The organism is Bradyrhizobium sp. SRL28, assembly GCF_018596315.1.
Taxonomy (GTDB): Bacteria; Pseudomonadota; Alphaproteobacteria; order Rhizobiales; family Xanthobacteraceae; genus Bradyrhizobium.
On record NZ_JAHEAG010000024.1, the window covers coordinates 89,474 to 106,591 of the forward strand.

Annotated in this window: 15 protein-coding genes; 6 read left to right on the forward strand and 9 right to left on the reverse strand. The window is 62.5% G+C overall.

The annotated features are described in order from the left end of the window. Positions 1-44 precede the first annotated feature (44 nt). Both KIP88_RS32120 and KIP88_RS32125 read left to right on the forward strand, forming a co-directional pair. Positions 45-1,865: an ABC transporter ATP-binding protein gene (locus KIP88_RS32120; protein WP_214492164.1), complete on the forward strand. Its 1,821-nt coding sequence runs from the start codon at positions 45-47 to the stop codon at positions 1,863-1,865. Between the two features lie 45 nt (positions 1,866-1,910). Beyond that, positions 1,911-2,612 (forward strand): fumarylacetoacetate hydrolase family protein, encoded by a 702-nt coding sequence (locus KIP88_RS32125; protein ID WP_214492165.1) that lies wholly within the window; start codon positions 1,911-1,913, stop codon positions 2,610-2,612. 84 nt (positions 2,613-2,696) lie between these two features. On the opposite strand, the gene KIP88_RS32130 is transcribed toward KIP88_RS32125, so the two are convergent. Then, positions 2,697-3,710, reverse strand: a complete 1,014-nt coding sequence (locus KIP88_RS32130; protein ID WP_214492190.1) for a fatty acid desaturase — start codon at positions 3,708-3,710, stop codon at positions 2,697-2,699. Positions 3,711-4,145: 435 nt separating this feature from the next. Between KIP88_RS32130 and KIP88_RS32135 the strand changes: the two genes are divergently transcribed. Continuing rightward, complete coding sequence (locus KIP88_RS32135) at positions 4,146-4,460, forward strand: EthD family reductase (protein WP_214492166.1); 315 nt, start codon at positions 4,146-4,148, stop codon at positions 4,458-4,460. 372 nt (positions 4,461-4,832) lie between these two features. Further along, positions 4,833-5,279, forward strand: coding sequence for a hypothetical protein (locus tag KIP88_RS32140; protein WP_214492167.1), 447 nt, complete (start codon positions 4,833-4,835; stop codon positions 5,277-5,279). A 23-nt stretch (positions 5,280-5,302) separates the two neighbouring features. On the opposite strand, the gene KIP88_RS32145 is transcribed toward KIP88_RS32140, so the two are convergent. Next, the gene (locus tag KIP88_RS32145; RefSeq protein ID WP_374226534.1) at positions 5,303-5,632 is read right to left on the reverse strand and encodes a hypothetical protein; all 330 of its coding nucleotides are present in this window, start codon (positions 5,630-5,632) and stop codon (positions 5,303-5,305) included. A 170-nt stretch (positions 5,633-5,802) separates the two neighbouring features. Here KIP88_RS32145 and KIP88_RS32150 point away from each other — a divergent pair, with 170 nt between their 5' ends. Next, a complete protein-coding gene (locus KIP88_RS32150; protein ID WP_214492168.1) occupies positions 5,803-5,967 on the forward strand; it encodes a hypothetical protein in 165 nt (54 codons plus the stop codon). A gap of 744 nt (positions 5,968-6,711) precedes the next feature. Here KIP88_RS32150 and KIP88_RS32155 read toward each other — a convergent pair. From KIP88_RS32155 to KIP88_RS32175, 5 genes are all read right to left on the reverse strand, one after another. After that, complete coding sequence (locus tag KIP88_RS32155) at positions 6,712-6,864, reverse strand: hypothetical protein (RefSeq protein WP_214492169.1); 153 nt, start codon at positions 6,862-6,864, stop codon at positions 6,712-6,714. A 156-nt stretch (positions 6,865-7,020) separates the two neighbouring features. Next, a complete protein-coding gene (locus KIP88_RS32160) occupies positions 7,021-8,487 on the reverse strand; it encodes an NAD(P)/FAD-dependent oxidoreductase (RefSeq protein WP_214492170.1) in 1,467 nt (488 codons plus the stop codon). A 273-nt stretch (positions 8,488-8,760) separates the two neighbouring features. Then, positions 8,761-10,191 (reverse strand): adenosylhomocysteinase, encoded by a 1,431-nt coding sequence (ahcY, locus tag KIP88_RS32165; protein WP_214492171.1) that lies wholly within the window; start codon positions 10,189-10,191, stop codon positions 8,761-8,763. A gap of 90 nt (positions 10,192-10,281) precedes the next feature. Continuing rightward, positions 10,282-11,475: a methionine adenosyltransferase gene (gene metK, locus KIP88_RS32170; protein ID WP_214492172.1), complete on the reverse strand. Its 1,194-nt coding sequence runs from the start codon at positions 11,473-11,475 to the stop codon at positions 10,282-10,284. A 57-nt stretch (positions 11,476-11,532) separates the two neighbouring features. Continuing rightward, a complete protein-coding gene (locus KIP88_RS32175) occupies positions 11,533-12,885 on the reverse strand; it encodes a hypothetical protein (protein ID WP_214492192.1) in 1,353 nt (450 codons plus the stop codon). Between the two features lie 185 nt (positions 12,886-13,070). Here KIP88_RS32175 and KIP88_RS32180 point away from each other — a divergent pair, with 185 nt between their 5' ends. Continuing rightward, entirely contained in the window at positions 13,071-14,915 is a 1,845-nt protein-coding gene (locus KIP88_RS32180) for a caspase family protein (protein ID WP_214492173.1), read from the forward strand. Here the strand turns inward: KIP88_RS32180 and KIP88_RS32185 are convergent. Beyond that, positions 14,824-15,960, reverse strand: a complete 1,137-nt coding sequence (locus tag KIP88_RS32185; RefSeq protein ID WP_214492174.1) for an NAD(P)/FAD-dependent oxidoreductase — start codon at positions 15,958-15,960, stop codon at positions 14,824-14,826. The genes KIP88_RS32180 and KIP88_RS32185 overlap by 92 nt on opposite strands. A gap of 38 nt (positions 15,961-15,998) precedes the next feature. Beyond that, on the reverse strand, positions 15,999-17,117 hold the full coding sequence (locus KIP88_RS32190) for a cobalamin-independent methionine synthase II family protein (protein ID WP_214492175.1): 1,119 nt from the start codon (positions 17,115-17,117) through the stop codon (positions 15,999-16,001). Between the last annotated feature and the right edge of the window lies 1 nt (position 17,118).

The following is a 17,118-nucleotide window of genomic DNA, read 5'->3' on the forward strand; positions in this document are numbered from 1 at the left end:
CAGCCCTGACGCGCCGGTCTACCGGCCCCGTCAATGGAACGCGGATGACCGAACTCCCAAGCAAACCGACCCGAAAAATTACCGACGACCCGTATGGCGCGGCGATCCTGATTCGCCGCCTCGTCATGGAACAGGGTTTTGTCTATTGGCGGCGCTATCTGACCGCGTTCGCGCTGATGGGCGTGTCCGCCGGCGCCACCGCGGGCTCCGCCTATATCCTGGGCCAGGTGATCAATCAGGCCTATATCGACAAGAACGTCACGGGCATCGCCATTCTCTCCGGCGTCACCGTGGTGCTGCTGTTCATCAAGGGTCTGGCGACCTACGGCCACACCGTGATCCTGTCGAAGATCAGCAACGCCATTCTCGCCAACAACCAGCGGCGGCTGTTTGCCAAGCTGATGAGCGAAAGCATCGGATTCTATTCCGCGCGGCATTCCTCCGAGTTCCTGGCGCGGCTGACATCGGGCGCAAAATCCATCACCGACGTGCTGACGCTACTCATCAACGCGGTCGGACGCGACGTGCTGCTGCTGGTCAGCCTGATATTCGTGATGGTGACGCAGGATCCGGTTCTGTCGTTTATCGGCCTCGTGGTGGTGCCGCCGGCGATGCTGATCCTGCGCAAGCTGGTGAAGCGCATCAAGGGCCTCGCCCACAATCAGTTCACCGGCAGCGCCGACATCATGGAGACCATGCAGGAATCGCTGCAGGGCATCCGCACCGTGAAGGCGTTCACGCTGGAAGCGACCATGCAGCGGCGCATCGACGAGAATATCGCGATCGTCGAGAACAACGCCAACAAGATGGCGCGGGTCTCCAATCGCTCCAACCCGCTGATGGAAATGCTCGGCGGCTTTGCGGTCGCCGGCTGCCTGCTCTATGGCGGCTACAGCGTGGTCGCGCTCGGCGCCACGCCCGGACAGTTCTTCTCCTTCATGACCGCGTTCCTGCTGGCGACCGAGCCGGCCAAGCGCCTGGCGCGGCTCAACATCGATCTCAACAGCCAGTTGGTCGGCGCGCGCATGCTGCTCGAGATCGTCGACAGCCCGGCGAGCGAGCCTGTCGATAACGACAAGCCGGCGCTCAAGCTCTCGAACGCGCGGGTCGAGTTCCGCGACGTCAATTTCTCCTATCGGCCGGACGAACCGGTGCTGAATGCCATGAGCTTCGTCGCCGAGCCCGGCAAGACCACCGCTTTGGTCGGCCCCTCCGGCGGCGGCAAATCCACGGTGCTGGCGCTATTGCTGCGGCTCTATGAGGTGAAGCAGGGCGAAATCCTGATCGACGGCCAGAACATCTCCGGCGTGTCGCGGCATTCGCTGCGCGCCCAGACCGGCTATGTCGGGCAGGACGTCTATCTGTTCCGCGACTCGATCGGCGCCAACATCGCCTTCGGCAAGGCGGACGCCACGCAGGACGAGATCGTGGCGGCTGCGAAAGCGGCCTGCGCGCACGATTTCATCATGGGCTTCCCGCTCGGCTACGACACGCCCGTCGGCGAGCACGGCACGCAACTATCCGGCGGCCAGCGCCAGCGCATCGCAGTCGCCCGGGCGCTGATCAAGAACGCGCCGATCATCCTGCTCGACGAGGCCACCGCGGCGCTGGATTCGGAATCCGAAAAAGCGGTGCAGGAGGCGATCGACCATCTCTGCCAGAACCGCACCACCATCGTGATCGCCCACCGCCTGCACACCATCATGCACGCCGACGCCATTCTGGTGGTCGAGGGCGGCGAGATCGTCGAGCGCGGCCTGCATGACGATTTGCTGCGGCGCGGCGGCCGCTATGCCTCGTTCTTCCGCCTGCAACAGCGCGACGCCGGCCATCCCAGTCTGGCGCCCGTCAGCGCAACCGCGTAAAGGCTATTCCCGAATTTCCAACCGTAACCCGTTGAGATCCTTTTCATGAACGCAGCCTCCTACGTCATATCAGCAGCCCCGCAGCCCACGCTTCCCGTCGTCGGCGAGCCAGGCACCTATCCGGTCCGCCGCATCTGGTGCGTCGGGCGCAACTATCTCGAGCACATCCGCGAGATGGGCAATGACGAGCGCGCGCCGCCGTTCTTCTTCGGCAAGCACGCCGACATGCTGGTGCCCGATGGCGCCACCATCCCCTATCCGCCGCTGACCAAGGATTTTCATCACGAGGTCGAGTTGATCGTCGCGATGAAGAGCGGCGGCCTCAATATTCCCGCTGACAAGGCGCTAGAGCACGTCTACGGCTACGCGGTCGGCATCGACCTCACCCGCCGCGACCTGCAGATCGCCTCGCGCAAGAAGGAGCGACCGTGGGAAGTCGGCAAGTCGTTCGATTACTCCGCGCCCTGCTCCGCGATCCAGCCGGCCTCGAAGATCGGCCACCCGACCAAAGGCAAGATCTGGCTGACCGTGAACGGCAAGGAAACGCAAAAAGGTGATCTCACCGAACTGATCTGGAACGTGCCGGAAATCATCTGGCAGCTCTCGCAGCAGGTAAAACTCGCCGCCGGCGACATCATCATGACGGGCACGCCGGCCGGCGTCTCCCAGCTCCAGCCCGGCGACCAGATCGAGTGCGGCGTCGACGGCGTCGGCACGCTGAAGGTTGCGATCGGCAAGCCGGAATAGGCGACGCGAAAACGGCACCAAACACAAAGCCCCGGATCAGATCCGGGGCTTTTTTGTTGGTGCGGCTTCCTGAAAGTCCCGGGTTCAGATTTCCCGGAACGACACCAGGCGGCGCTGCGCCTCGTCCCACAACACAAGCCGTACGCATTGAAAGCTCTGCAGGAGCGTGATGCGGCCGACGTCGCGCAGTTCAGGGTAGTCGCGCAGCACGCGCGGCAGCCGGTAATAGGGAATGCGGCTGGAGAGATGATGCACGTGGTGAATGCCGATATTGGCTGTGAACCAGCGCAGCAGCGCCGGCAGTTCGTAATGTGAGCTGCCGTGCAGCGCGGCTTGATGCAGGTTCCAGCTCTCGTCGCGCTCCCAGGTCGTATGCTCGAACTGATGCTGCACGTAGAACAGCCATACGCCGGCCGTGGCGGCGAGGAGTATGATCGGAAGGTGCACGAGCAGGAACGCCTTGATGCCGATAAACCATGTGAGAACAGCGACGATGACGGCAATCGCGAGATTGGTTGCCATTGTACTGGCCCAGGGCTGCCAACCATTGCGCATGAGGCCGACCGGGAGCCTCTGTTGCAAAAGAAACAGGTAGGCCGGTCCGACCCCGAACATGATCAGCGGGTGGCGGTAAAGACGGTATTTCAGACGACCCCACCAGGAAAGGGCGCGGTATTCGCGCACTGTCAGCGTATCGAGATCGCCGATACCGCGGCGGTCGAGGTTGCCGGTGGTGGCATGATGCGTCGCATGCATACGGCGCCAGCAGTCGTAGGGCGTGAGCGTGAGCACGCCAATGACGCGGCCGACCCAGTCATTCGCCAGACGGCTGGGGAAAAAGGTGCCATGACCGCAGTCGTGCTGGATCATGAACAGGCGTACGAGAAAGCCGGCAGCCGGAATTGCGATCAGCAATGAAGCCCAGGCATGGCCGAGGGAGAACGTGAACCAGGCCGCAGTCCACAGCAAGATGAGCGGCAAAGCCGTGATCGCCAACTCGGCAACGCTGCGCAGCCGACTTGGGGTGCTGTAGTTGCTCAAAATGCGCGTCCAGCGACGAGCGTCGAGAACGTCATCGCCGCCACCTGGAGATTGAATGGAAGCAGGCTGAATGAGGCCAGGGCCGTCTTGCCCGTTAGAGCACTGCACAGCTCTCTGATGCACGGAGATAGTTCCTTCTGACAGTGCACGGAAGATCGAAGCACCGAGGGATCGGCAACTTCGTCGGTTAATCGATTTTTGGAGAAGGGTCTGAAACGTGCGTGCCTGTCAGTAGCGCAAGGCAAAGCGGCCCAGTCGTTCGGCCAAGTGTCGATTACCCGATATGGACACGAATTGGGGTGACGTCAAGGACTGCAATACCACGCTCCCGGTGTCCCCGTTGGTCAATTTTGAACATGCGCGATGGCGAATGACGTCCGCTTTGCCCCGCTCGCCGGACACAAGCCGCCGCCTGGTTGCAAGATTCGCAAAACTGCCGCAGATTTTGGATACTGCCGGTTAAACGGCGAACATCGGATCGGAGGACACACCATGATCAAGGTAAGCGTAATGTATCCCAATACGCCCGGCGGCCGCTTCGATCACGATTACTACCGCGACAAGCATATGCCGCTCGTGAAAGCGCGCATGGGCGATGCCTGCAAGTCCTACACGGTCGACAAGGGCCTGGCCGGCGGTGCCCCCGGCGCTGCCGCGACCTATGTCGGAATGTGTCACATCTTCTGCGACTCGATCGAGGCCTTCCAGACCGGCTTCGGGCCTCACGCCAAGGAGATCATGGCCGACATCCCGAACTATACCGACCAGTCTCCCGTCATCCAGATCAGCGAAGTCGTCGTAGGCTGACGGCGTAGCTGCAGCAACCGCAGGGTGGGCCAAGGAGCGTAGCGACGTGCCCACCATCTATCCGCAGCAATCGTCGTGAATGGTGGGCGCGCTATCGCTTGCCCACCCTACGGATCGCGGACTGATTTGCCTTCCGCGCAAGCGCAATCTCGATACGCAACTGCGGCACATTGGCACGACGGGCAAATCAGTAAAAACCTGTCCAACCCTTCCCGCAAAAATATTCCGCTTAAATTGTCACGCAAATCACCCGCATAACTCCGCCCGTCTCACGGCAGATGAGGGACACTCGCGATCGTCACAACGTGCGGTGAGATGCGATGGACGCAAATGGCGCGAGACGTACGCGCCTGAAGCGTACGGCGAAGTCGTGTGGGCCTGAAATCCGGTGAAAGGCCCTGCAAGCAACAAAACCCTTTATTGCAAGGGTTTTTCTTCTACCCTCAGTCGTCGGCTGCGCCGCAGGTGTTCCCGTTCGTCGCCGCATCGCTCGCCGCGTCACGGGACCGCTACGCGAAGTCGATCGGTGAAGCCCGGCTGATGGTCGGCAACGCGATCAGGATCATGTGCCGGTCGCCAAAGTCGCGCGCCGGCTGCCACTTCGCAGCCGCCATCGGTTTGCGGTCATTGCTGGAGGACTTCGCGCCGACAATCCCCGACTGGGCCAACGATCAGCACACGTTGGCCGGTCGCAAGCTAGGTCGTGGTCTCGATCATTTTCGTCGCGAAGGTGCGAAGCTGATACCGGAACCGACCGAGCCAGACCCGTTCATTGAGGAAGCGTACAGATTGTGGGCGCTTAAGCAGTGGAGCAAGTGAGATGAGATCGTCAGCCGAAAGGGTCAGCGTGATTTTCGTTTGCGCCGGGTTCGTGTGCGGCTGAGCCGTTTGGCGTTGGCCGCCACCTTTCTTCGATATTGCTCAACAATCTTGTCGCCGGAGGCCCCAGCCATCAGGCTTGTACCGGCCTTCGCCGCAGCAAACATTTTTTCACTGACCATGCGGCGGGCTTCGCGTTGCGCCGCTTTGCCGCCGCGCATCAACTTCGCGATCCGCAGTCCGATCACGCGGTTGCTTTCTAGCCCCAGCATCATCCAGTTCCACATGATGCGATAATCCCAGCCAGGCGAACGGCGTACATCAGGGATCACATCAACGACCACAGTGTTCACGATGTCCAATCAAAGCCGCGTGGCCGTCATGACGGGCAGCCATCTGCTCCCTCATTCTCTCCTGCAAGGGTTCCTTCACCCTGATCTAGGGAACACCCGAACTGGCAATAGCCAGGGCTCGCTTCGCGTTGAAAATCAGACTGCTGCTGGGGGCCAAATGGGGATGTCCGATGAGTGTGGCAGGCTGGCGCTTAGCGCATGTAAAGAGAAGTCTCCGCGTCCGGGCGGCCGTCGTCGGCCTGCTCGAAGAGTTGCCGTTTATCTGCCCGGTGGTCGTAGCAGTCGGTTCGACGGTCATGATCGTGATCAAGCTTTGCAAGGATTTGCCGCAGTGAAGTGGGCCGACCGCTAAGGCGCTAATGTGCGCGCCTTTGTGTACCGAGCGTCGGCTGCTTCGTCTGGCATTGAGGATCGACAATAGTGATCCAGACATCTTAGGTTTGGTCCGGAACGCGCCGGCGCTTACAGTGTGAACTAGGGCCTATCGGAGCCCGGCGGCTTCCGGCGGCCTTTCGTTCGTCCGGCAGACATCGAAAAATGCCTTTATTTTCCGACGCTTCCGCCGTTTTCAACAGGCCGAAAAAACGCCTAGACATCAAGTCGTGTGGTCCTGACGCCGCGGTGCTGGCGCTAAGTTTCACGGGTTATCTCGTGGAGCGACGGTGTTCACCGGGGAGAGCACGAAGTAAGCCGTAAAGGCATTGCGCAGGGAAGGCCGGAGTGTTTCCGCTGAACCTGTATGCTCGTGTGCATTTTCTTTAGCGCAAATGGCACGCGAGACCACGGGTGCAGCAAGCACCCGGCATTCCCTGCGCCCTTGTTCTCAAGGAGGGCAAACGAAGATGCAAGCCTCGGGCGATCAGCGCCGCGAGAATGCGGACGCTTGGCTCTTGAGAATTGAACCACATCGTCCCGGACAAGCGAAGCGCGATCTCAGATGTGCAATTGCACATCGGGGGACCCATGCGCCGCGGCGGATGTTGTCTTGGAAGGATGGTCGACGGCTTTGCGTCAGCAACAAATATCGGTGGTTATGGGTCCCTGCGTTCGCAGGGACGACGGAGGAGAGAGCCCTGCCCTCAGCCCCGCAGCGCCTGCAGGCCCTTGAAGGTCAGGCGCTTCGGGTCCCGGACACCGGCCAGATAGAACTTGCGGATGAAGGCGGCTGCGGCCTCGCGGTCGCAATCGGTCAGCGCCACGATGGCATCGACGGCAATTCGCTGGGCGTCCATGGGCTTCCTCGTGCTGTCAGGGGCCACAAGCCAAACAGCGTGGGGCACGCCGGTTAATCCGGCGTTAACCGTGAGGACATCTTGAACGATTCGCGCTCACCTACGTATACGCGAAATCACGCATGGGACGCGACGCACCTCGCGCGGCGGAACCGCTCACGAATACCGCATCACCCCGTCGTCGACCTTGCCGTAGCGCAGCGTGACGATGTCGAGCGCGTAGTTCTGATACAGCCGCCACGGCCGCTTCGAACCCTGCTTGGGCAGTTTTGCGATCGAGCGCTGCACGTAGCCGGAGGAGAAATCCAGCGACGGCAGTTCCGTGACATCAGGATCGACATTATGCGGCATGCACTGCTTGTAGCCGTTGCGGTCCATGTAGTTGATCAGCCGGCAGACATACTCGCAGGTGAGATCGCATTTCAGCGTCCACGACGCGTTGGTGTAGCCGAACGCCGAGGCCATGTTCGGGATATCAGAATACATCATGCCCTTGTAGTTCAGCGTTCGCGCGAAATCGACCGTGCGGCCGTCGACGCTGACTTCGAGCCCGCCGAGCACCTGCAGGTTCAGCCCGGTCGCCGTAACGATGATGTCGGCCTCGAGCTCGCTGCCATCCCTGAGCTTGATGCCGCCCTTGGTAAAGGTGTCGATCTCGTTGGTGACGACGGAGGCGCGCTTGTCGCGGATCGACTTGAACAGGTCGCCGTCGGGCACCAGGCACAGCCGCTGCTCCCAGGGATTGTAGCGCGGCGTAAAGTGCTTGCCGACATCGTATTCCGGCCCCAGCGCCATCTTGACGCCGCCGAGGATCAACTGCTTGGCACGATCCGGCTTGCGGCGGCAAAGCTGGAAGAAATACATGCCGAACAGCACGTTGCGCCAGCGGATCATGTGATAGGCGAGCTTCGCCGAGAGATTCTTGCGCAGCTTGTTGGCGAGCGCATCCTCCGCCGGACGCGCGACGACGTAAGTCGGCGAGCGCTGCAGCATGGTGACGTGCGACGCTACCTTCGCCATCTCCGGCACCAGCGTTACCGCCGTGGCGCCCGAGCCGATCACCACCACGCGCTTGCCCGCATAGTCGAGGTCTTCAGGCCATTTCTGCGGATGCACGATCTGGCCGGCGAAGTCGGCCGTGCCGGAAAATTCCGGCGTGTAGCCTTCCTCGTATTTGTAATAGCCCGAGCACATGAACAGGAAATTGCAGGTGAAGCTGACGATTTCGGTCGCGCCCTCGCCTACGTTGCGTTCGGCCTCCACCGTCCAGCGCGCATCCGGCGACGACCACGACGCGCGTTTGACGCGGTGGTGGAAGCGGATCTTCCTGTCGATGCCATTGTCGACGGCTGTCTCGCGCACATAGTTCAGGATCCGCGGCCCGTCGGCGATCGCCTTCGGTTCGGTCCACGGTTTGAACGAATAGCCGAGCGTATACATGTCCGAGTCGGATCGGATGCCGGGATAGCGAAACAGATCCCAGGTGCCACCGATGCAATCGCGACCCTCGAGGATCACGTAGCTCTTGCCGGGACACTTCTCCTGCAGGTGATACCCCGCGCCAATGCCGGACAGGCCGGCGCCGACAATGAGGACGTCGAAATGTTCTGCCGCTTCGGTCATGGCGATCTCCCTGCCGCACGATCTAATGGCCAGCAGGTAGAAACTGCAACTCGCATTGTCAGGTTGCAGCGGCGATACAGGTTGTATCGAGATATAGGTGGAATTCAGCGGCCTTTCCGTCGCGAAAGCACCGGAAATCGACTTCAGGCATCTCCATAGACAGTCCGTTGTCCTGGTGGCGGACAAGGAAAAAGCCCCGGATCGCTCCGGGGCTTTCTGAGGCTCTGGCGTTTACTTCAGGACAACGCGCGCAGCGGCGCGTCCTGCCTGAAATCAATACCGGTAATGATCCGCCTTGAACGGGCCTTCCGGCTTGACGCCGATGTACTCGGCCTGGTCCTTGCGCAGCTCGGTCAGCTTGACGCCGATCTTGGCGAGGTGCAGGCGAGCCACCTTCTCGTCCAGCGTCTTCGGCAGCACGTAGACCTTCTTCTCGTACTTGCCGTCCTTGTTGTTGGCCCAGAGCTCGATCTGCGCCAGCGTCTGGTTGGTGAACGAGGCCGACATCACGAAGGACGGATGGCCCATGGCGTTGCCGAGGTTCACCAGGCGGCCTTCCGACAGCAGGATGATGCGGTGCTTGTCGGGGAATTCGATCTCGTCGACCTGCGGCTTGATGTTGGTCCACTTCAGGTTACGAAGCCCCGCGATCTGGATCTCGTTGTCGAAGTGGCCGATGTTGCAGACGATGGCGCGATCCTTCATCGCGCGCATGTGGTCGATGGTGATGATATCCTTGTTGCCGGTCGCGGTGACGAAGATGTCGGCGCGCGGGGCGGCGTCTTCCATGGTCACGACTTCATAGCCTTCCATCGCCGCCTGCAGCGCGCAGATCGGATCGACTTCGGAGACCATGACGCGGCAGCCGGCCTGGCGCAGCGAGGCGGCCGAGCCCTTGCCGACGTCGCCGAAGCCCGCGACCATCGCGGTCTTGCCGGACATCATCACGTCGGTGCCGCGGCGGATGCCGTCGACCAGCGATTCACGGCAGCCATAGAGGTTGTCGAACTTCGATTTGGTGACGCTGTCGTTGACGTTGATGGCGGGGAACAGCAGCTTGCCTTCTTTCTCCATATTGTAGAGCCGGTGCACGCCCGTGGTGGTCTCTTCGGAAACGCCTTTGATGTTCTTGGCGATCTCGGCGAAATAACCCTTCGGCTTCTCCTTCAGGAGCTTCTTGATCAGCGCGAAGAAGACTTCCTCTTCTTCCGACTCCGGCTTGTCGAGGAACTTGACGTCTCCGTTCTCGGCGCGCAGGCCGTGATGCACCAGCATGGTGGCATCGCCGCCGTCATCGAGGATCATGTTGGGCGTGCCGCCGCCGTGCCAGTCGAACAGCTTTGCGGTGTAGTCCCAGTATTCGGCGAGCGTTTCGCCCTTCACGGCGAACACCGGAATGCCGGCAGCGGCGATCGCCGCCGCAGCATGGTCCTGCGTCGAATAGATGTTGCACGACACCCAGCGGATGTCGGCGCCGAGCGCGGCAAGCGTTTCGATCAAGACCGCGGTCTGGATCGTCATGTGCAGGGAGCCTGCGATGCGGGCGCCCTTCAGCGGTTGCTTCGGGCCGTATTCCTCGCGCGTCGCCATCAGGCCGGGCATTTCAGTCTCGGCCAGCGAGATTTCCTTGCGGCCGAATTCGGCGAGCGAGATGTCCTTGACGACGTAGTCGGTGAAGGCGGGCTTCTTGGCGGCAGCGGTCATGCGGTTGATCCCTTAAAAAGCGTATTCCGAAAAGCGCTTACAGCTTTCCGGAACACGCGAGGCGAAAACGGACAAGAGTTACGGAGAAAGTCAGACCGCGCGCTTGAGCGGTTCGACCAGATCGGTCTTCTCCCAGGAGAAGCCGCCTTCATTGTCGGGCGTGCGACCGAAATGGCCGTAGGCCGAGGTACGCGCGTAGATCGGCCGGTTGAGATCGAGATGGGTGCGGATGCCGCGCGGCGTCAAATCCATCGCCTGCGCAGCCGCCTTCTCGAGCTGGTCCTCCGACACCTTTCCGGTGCCATGGGTATCGATATAGATCGACAGCGGCCGCGCCACACCGATCGCGTAAGCAAGCTGCAGCGTGCAGCGGTCGGCGAGGCCGGCCGCGACGATGTTCTTGGCGACGTAGCGCGCCGCATAGGCTGCCGAGCGGTCGACCTTGGTCGGATCCTTGCCGGAGAAGGCGCCGCCGCCGTGCGGGGCCGCGCCACCATAGGTGTCGACGATGATCTTGCGGCCGGTGAGGCCGGAGTCGCCATCGGGGCCGCCGATGTAGAACTTGCCGGTCGGATTGATGTGCCAGATGGTCTTGCCGTTGATCCAATCCTTCGGCAGCGCCTCGCGCACATAGGGCTCGACAATGTCGCGAACCTGATTGGAAGTCAGGTCCTCGACCAGATGCTGGTGCGAGACCACGATCTCGCGGACGCCGACCGGCTTGCCGTTCTCGTACTGCACGGTGACCTGGCTCTTGGAGTCCGGACCCAGCACCTTTTCGCGGCCGGAGTGGCGCGCTTCGGAAATCAGCCGCAGGATCTTGTGGGCGTAGAAGATCGGCGCCGGCATCAGGTCCGGCGTTTCGTTGGTGGCGTAGCCGAACATGATGCCCTGGTCGCCCGCGCCCTCTTCCTGGTTGCTGGGCTGCTTGGCGTCGACGCCCTGCGCGATGTCAGCGGACTGCGGATGCAGCAGGATTTCGATGTCGGCGGTCTTCCAGTGGAAACCGTCCTGCTCGTAGCCGATGTCCTTGATGGCCTCGCGAACAACGCTCTCGATCTGGTCATTGGTGACCGATTCCGGGCCGCGGGTTTCGCCGGCGATCACCACCTTGTTGGTGGTTGCGAGCGTTTCGCAGGCGGCACGGATCGCCCATGGATCGATGCCCGCCTTCGGCCCCTCCCGGTAGAACAAATCGACGATTTCGTCGGAAATCCGGTCGCAGACCTTGTCGGGATGCCCCTCGGAAACCGACTCGCTGGTGAACAAATAAGACGCGCGCATCAACAACCCCTTGTTCCCGCCGGCTGCCGGCGGCTGTCTGTGATCTATCCTGGAATGTCAGTCGCGACGGCGCGAAATGACGTAGGATTCGTCGTAAAACCAAAGCCCATTATGCTTGCGCAGAACCTCTCTGGTGGCATCGAGGGTTCGGCTGTTTTCAGTCATTTCCGTCAACCGGTCGTCTTCGATCTGGGCGACATACACCGCCGCATTCCACGCTGCAAAAGCCGTCGAGGTTCCGATCTGGCCGGTGACCTCGTTGGGCAGCGCTTCCATATCATAACGGAAGATGGAACGGTTATCGGCGTAGGCATTAAAGTTAAGGTCGCGCCCGGCCGATCCCAGCTCGTATTTCACCGCGCGCAATAGCTCATGACGGCTCACGGCGAAAGGATTTTCTCCCGGCCAGACCGACTGGATGATTTCCAGGCCCGGATCCTGCCCGTGGGAGTGAATTCCAATCAAACGGCCCCCTGCCCGCAGGGAACGGGCCAGCGGCGCAATGATCCGCTTGGCGCGGAAATTCACAGAGGATTTCGCCCGATAGGGCTGGGAAGCGATCACAAGGTCGAAATTGGCCTCGGTTCGGCCGGCCCGGGGGATGATCGAATCAAGCAGGAACCGGTGGTCCTCCCGGTACAGCACCAGCGCCACCGGGCGTTCATAGATCGGCATGCCCGATTTGGGGCTGATGTTGGCCCGCCAGTTTTGCTCCAGAAACGGTCCCAATTCGGCGATTTGGACCTCGAATTCGCCCGAGGAGGCCCCCCGCAGGGCGACCTCATGCCAGATCATGCCCGCGGCGGCCGCCGGCGAGGCCGGCGTCAGCCAGGGCGCCTCGGCGTAATGCATGTTGGTCAGTACAACGACGGTCGCCGGGTGCTCGAACAGCCGGTCTGGCACCTTGTCGAGCGTCAGCCGGACGTCCTCCAGGCTCAACTCCTTGCCGGCGATATAGAACGGCATATGGGGAAATCGGCCGTGCATCGAGCGCATCACCCGCGCCAGCACCGTACCGTCGCCGACGCCAGCGTCGAACACCCTAAGCGCCGGCGGACGCGGGTGCAGGCTGGACAGTTCCAGCGCCACCCGCTCGGCAATCACCCGCTTCTCGCTGCAGGTATGGACGAACAGCAGGTATTTCTGGCGGTTCTCGAAGAAGCGGAAGTTGCCCCGCGGATCGCGCTTTTCGGGTGGCACTTCGAGGCCGCGGGGCGGCGGCAGAGCGCCGGTGGACGCTGCGATATAGGCCTGGATGCGGTCCAGCGTGTCGACGGTGATGCGTTTGCCCTCGCGCAGCCGGTGCACCAGCTTGCCGTCGTTGACCACCCGGCGGCCGAACGTCGTCTCCGCCATGTCGGCCTGGCGGCAGAATTCCGTTATCTGGCTGAGAATCTGGTCGTTCTTCATAAAGTAGGTTTGGGAAGCACCGGTGGGCAGGACGAGATGACCCGCCCGTCCTACCACCATCTGCCCAACGGAGGAAACCCCGCCGTTTGCGTCCGGCATGGATCAGCGTCCTTGCTTGAACCCCCGCTCCGCGGGGGGCAACAAAGCGGTATCCGCCACTCGCGACCGCCATTCACGGGGACCTGATGCGCCGCGCAATCCAGATACTTACCCTGCTCGCCGCCGCGCTTTGGTCGGCGCCTTCCCTCGCCCAATCGCGCGCGCAACTCGGACCGCTCTGCACCACCGACACCACACCGGCGGATCAGCAGATCGACGCCTGCAACAAGATCATCGCGCTGAAAGTGTTTGCCGGCGAGAAGCTCGCGACCATCTATTTCTGGCGCGCGGTCGGCTGGAACAAGAAAGGCAATTACACGCAGGTGATCGCGGATGCCGGCGAGGCAATCCGCCTGCATCCCAGCGTCGCCCTCTACAATCTGCGTGGCTCGGCCTATTACGACAAGGGCGAGGACGACATCGCGATCGCGGATTTCAACGACGCGCTCCGGATCGGGCCGCCGAGCGGCATCATCTTTCACAACCGCGGCAACGCCTGGCGCTCCAAGGGCGAATTCGCCAAGGCGATCGCCGACTACGATCAATCGATCAAGCTCGGACCGCCGTCGGCGTTCTCCTGGCAGAACCGCGGTATTTCGAAACGAGCACTCGGCGATCTCGACGGCGCGCTGGCTGACATCAATGAAGCGATCCGGCTCGATCCCACGTTACCGCAACCTTTGACCAGCCGCGCGGTGATCTGGCGCGCCAAAGGCGACCTCGATCGCGCCATTGCCGACACGACCGAAGCGATCCGGCTCGCAAAAGCAAAAGCGCCGGTCAACATCATGACGCCGCCGGGCAGCGTGCTGATCTCGGCCTATAGCCAGCGCGCCCTCTCCTACGAGGCCAAAGGCGATCTCGACCGCGCCAGGCAGGATTACGCCGCGGCCCTTGAAGGCCAAGCCTCCGACGCCGGCAGCAAGGCCAACCAGGCAACCGCGAAGGTTCGCCTGTCGCTGCTGTCGGAAACGGTCCCACCACCCCCGCGAACTACACCCGCAGCGCCATCGCGGCGAGACAGCGCAGCGGCGCCAGCTTCGCCGGCGGGCGCAGCAAGCCCGTCCCCTCCTCCCGCAGCGGAGCAGCGCAAGCGTGCAGAAACCGACAGAGAGACTGGCAGACGCGTCGCGCTTGTGATCGGCAACGGCGCCTATGCGCATGTCCGAGCGCTACCCAACCCGACCAACGATGCGCGCGCGATGGCAAAGAGCCTGCGCGACATCGGATTCGTGGTGACGGAGGGCAGCGACCTCGACCGCAGAGCGATGAAGGCGACGATCCGCAACTTCCTGCGCGATGCCGCGCGGTCGCAGGTAGCGGTGGTTTACTACGCCGGCCACGGCGTACAGATCGACGGCCGCAATTACCTGGCGCCGATCGATATCCAGTTTCAGGCCGGCAGCGGCATGACGGAAGCGATGATGGACATGGATACGATCATGGCCGGTCTCGACGACCAGGTCCGTACCAATATCCTGATCCTCGATGCCTGCCGCAACAACCCGATGGCACCGAAGCTGGCTTCCGCAGGTCCAGCCCGCGGCATGGAAGCCGGCTCGGGACTGGCCGCGCCTGCCTCGCTCGGCGCCGGCGCGACCTTGGGTGCGGGCACGCTGATCGCATTTGCAACCGCGCCCGGACAGGTCGCGCTCGACGGCGAAGGCGCCAACAGCCCGTTCTCGGCGGCGCTGACGCGCCATATCGGTACGCCCGGCCTGGAGGTGCAGCAGATGCTGACGCGCGTACGCGCCGAGGTCGTCGCGGCGACCAAGGGCAAGCAGGTGCCGTGGTCGAACTCGTCGCTGCTGGGTGAAGTCTATCTGGCGGAGAAATTAATCAGGCCGCGCGCGCCACATAAGCCTTCGCGGCCGTCGCGATCTGCCGCGCCTCGATGCCGATTTCGCGCAACTGCCCGGTCGGCACCGTGATCTGGCCGCAGAAGTAGAGCCCCGGCACATTGGTCGCCGCTCCCGTGACCAGCGGCATGCCGTGGTCATCGAACACGCCCCCGACATCAGGGACCAGCCGACGCAGATCGGGGCGGAAGCCGGTTGCGAGAATGACGGCGTCGAATTTTTCGGTGCCCGTCCCACTGAAGACGACACCGTCAGCCGTGAAGCGGTCGACACCGCCGCGCACCTTGATCGCGCCGTCTCTGATTTTGGCGAGCGTGCCGATATCGATCAGCGGCACGCGTCCATCCTCCTCCACCATCTGGCGCGGTCCCTTCGCGGCGCGCTTGAGACCAAGCTTCTCGAAATCGCCCACCGCCAGCCGCAGCACCGGCGCGTTGATGAAATCGACGAAACGCGCGGGCAACCGCCGGTACAGGATCGCCCACGATAGAATCGGAAAGCCGAGCAGATCGCGCGGGATGATCTGGACGGGACTGCGAACGGCCAGGGTGACATCGACGCCGTTATTGGCGAGATCAAGCGCGATCTCGCCGCCAGAATTGCCGAAGCCGATGACCAGCACGCGCCTGCCGGAAAACGCCTCGGGATTTCGATAGTTGCTGCTGTGAACGACCACGCCCGAATAGATATCCATTCCCGGCCAGGACGGACGGTAGGGCGCATCCGCAATCCCCGTTGCCACCACCACGACCAGCGCCGAAATCGCATCAAGTGACGTATCGGCAAGCCAGCGCGTGGCGTTGCGCCGGAGGCGCGAGACCTTGGTGTTGAAGACCGGCTTGATCTGAAAGCGGGCCGCGTAGCTTTCGAGGTAGGAAACCACCTGCGCCCGCGACGGATAGGCCGGATAGTCCGGCGGCATCGGCATCCCCGGCAGGCCGGAATGGTTGCGGTCGGTATGCAGATGAAGCCGGTCGTAATGCCGCCGCCACACCGCGCCGACCTGACCGGCTTTCTCCAGCACCATGACATCAAGCCCCGCCGCCCGCATCGTCACGGCGCAGGCGAGCCCCGCAGGGCCCGCACCGACGATGATGGCGTCAGGAGTGGGCGTCACGAGATCCCTCCCGCCGTCGTGCTACGATGGAGACGCGCTTACTTCCCCCACACCTCGTTGGCGACCTCGACCGCGAGGCTGAGCTTGGCCCACTGCTCTTCCTCGGACAGGATGTTGCCTTCCTCGGTCGAGGCAAAGCCGCATTGCGGCGAGACCGCAAGCTGGTCGAGCGGGGCAAATTTGGCGGCCTCTTCGAGACGGCGCTTGATGTCGTCCTTCTTCTCGAGCTCGCCGAATTTCGACGTGATGACGCCGACCACCACGACCTTGTTGCCCTTCGGCAGATAGCGCAGCGGCTCAAAGCCGCCGGCGCGATCGGAATCATATTCGAGGAAATAGCCGTCGTAATTGGTGCCGGCCAGCATGGTCTCGGCCACCGGCTCGTAGCCGCCGGACGAGATCCAGGTCGAACGGAAATTGCCGCGGCAAACATGCGTGGTGATCACCATATCGGCCGGACGCTCGGCCAGCGCGTAGTTGATGACGCGCGCGTAGATTTCCTGCAGGCCATCGGGGTTGTCGCCGCGATCGCGCGACTTCTGCAACTCCTCCTGCGAGCACAGATAGGCCCACACGGTATCGTCGAACTGCAGGTAGCGGCAGCCGGCGTCGTAGAACGCCTTCACCGCCTTGCGATAGGTCTTGCCGAGATCCGCATAGAACTCCTCGAGATCGGGATAGACCTCCTTCGAGATCGACTTGCGGCCGCCGCGGAAATGCAGCACCGCGGGCGACGGGATCGTCATCTTCGCCGTGACGTGAGCTGTGTCGGCCTGCTTCTTCAGGAAGCGGAAGTGATCCAGCATCGGATGGTCGTCCGGGAAGTCGAGCTTGCCGATCACGCGGACGGCGTCATGGCGGGTCTCGACACCCGCGAACTGAATACCCGTCTCGGGGTGAAACAGCTCGCAGCCGCCGAGCTTGGCGAGAAAATCGAAATGCCACCAGGAGCGGCGGAATTCGCCGTCGGTCGCGAGCTTCAGCCCAATGGAAGCCTGCTTGTGCACGACCTTTTCGATCTCGAGGTCCTCGGCCTTGCGCAGGTCCTCCGCCGTGATCTCGCCCTTCTCAAGCTTCGCGCGCGCTTCCTTGATGCGCTGCGGCCGCAACAGGCTGCCGACCTCGTCGGCGCGGAACGGGGCCTTGGTTCTCTGCATG

What these genes read in the sequence shown, in the direction of transcription:
- KIP88_RS32160 (WP_214492170.1), bottom strand. Translation starts at nt 8,487, where the DNA reads ATGACCGAAGCGGCAGAACATTTCGACGTCCTCATTGTCGGCGCCGGC.
- KIP88_RS32120 (WP_214492164.1), top strand. Translation starts at nt 45, where the DNA reads ATGACCGAACTCCCAAGCAAACCGACCCGAAAAATTACCGACGACCCG.
- KIP88_RS32180 (WP_214492173.1), top strand. Translation starts at nt 13,071, where the DNA reads ATGCGCCGCGCAATCCAGATACTTACCCTGCTCGCCGCCGCGCTTTGG.
- KIP88_RS32150 (WP_214492168.1), top strand. Translation starts at nt 5,803, where the DNA reads ATGAGTGTGGCAGGCTGGCGCTTAGCGCATGTAAAGAGAAGTCTCCGC.
- KIP88_RS32155 (WP_214492169.1), bottom strand. Translation starts at nt 6,864, where the DNA reads ATGGACGCCCAGCGAATTGCCGTCGATGCCATCGTGGCGCTGACCGAT.
- KIP88_RS32125 (WP_214492165.1), top strand. Translation starts at nt 1,911, where the DNA reads ATGAACGCAGCCTCCTACGTCATATCAGCAGCCCCGCAGCCCACGCTT.
- KIP88_RS32135 (WP_214492166.1), top strand. Translation starts at nt 4,146, where the DNA reads ATGATCAAGGTAAGCGTAATGTATCCCAATACGCCCGGCGGCCGCTTC.
- KIP88_RS32190 (WP_214492175.1), bottom strand. Translation starts at nt 17,117, where the DNA reads ATGCAGAGAACCAAGGCCCCGTTCCGCGCCGACGAGGTCGGCAGCCTG.
- metK (WP_214492172.1), bottom strand. Translation starts at nt 11,475, where the DNA reads ATGCGCGCGTCTTATTTGTTCACCAGCGAGTCGGTTTCCGAGGGGCAT.
- KIP88_RS32175 (WP_214492192.1), bottom strand. Translation starts at nt 12,885, where the DNA reads ATGAAGAACGACCAGATTCTCAGCCAGATAACGGAATTCTGCCGCCAG.
- ahcY (WP_214492171.1), bottom strand. Translation starts at nt 10,191, where the DNA reads ATGACCGCTGCCGCCAAGAAGCCCGCCTTCACCGACTACGTCGTCAAG.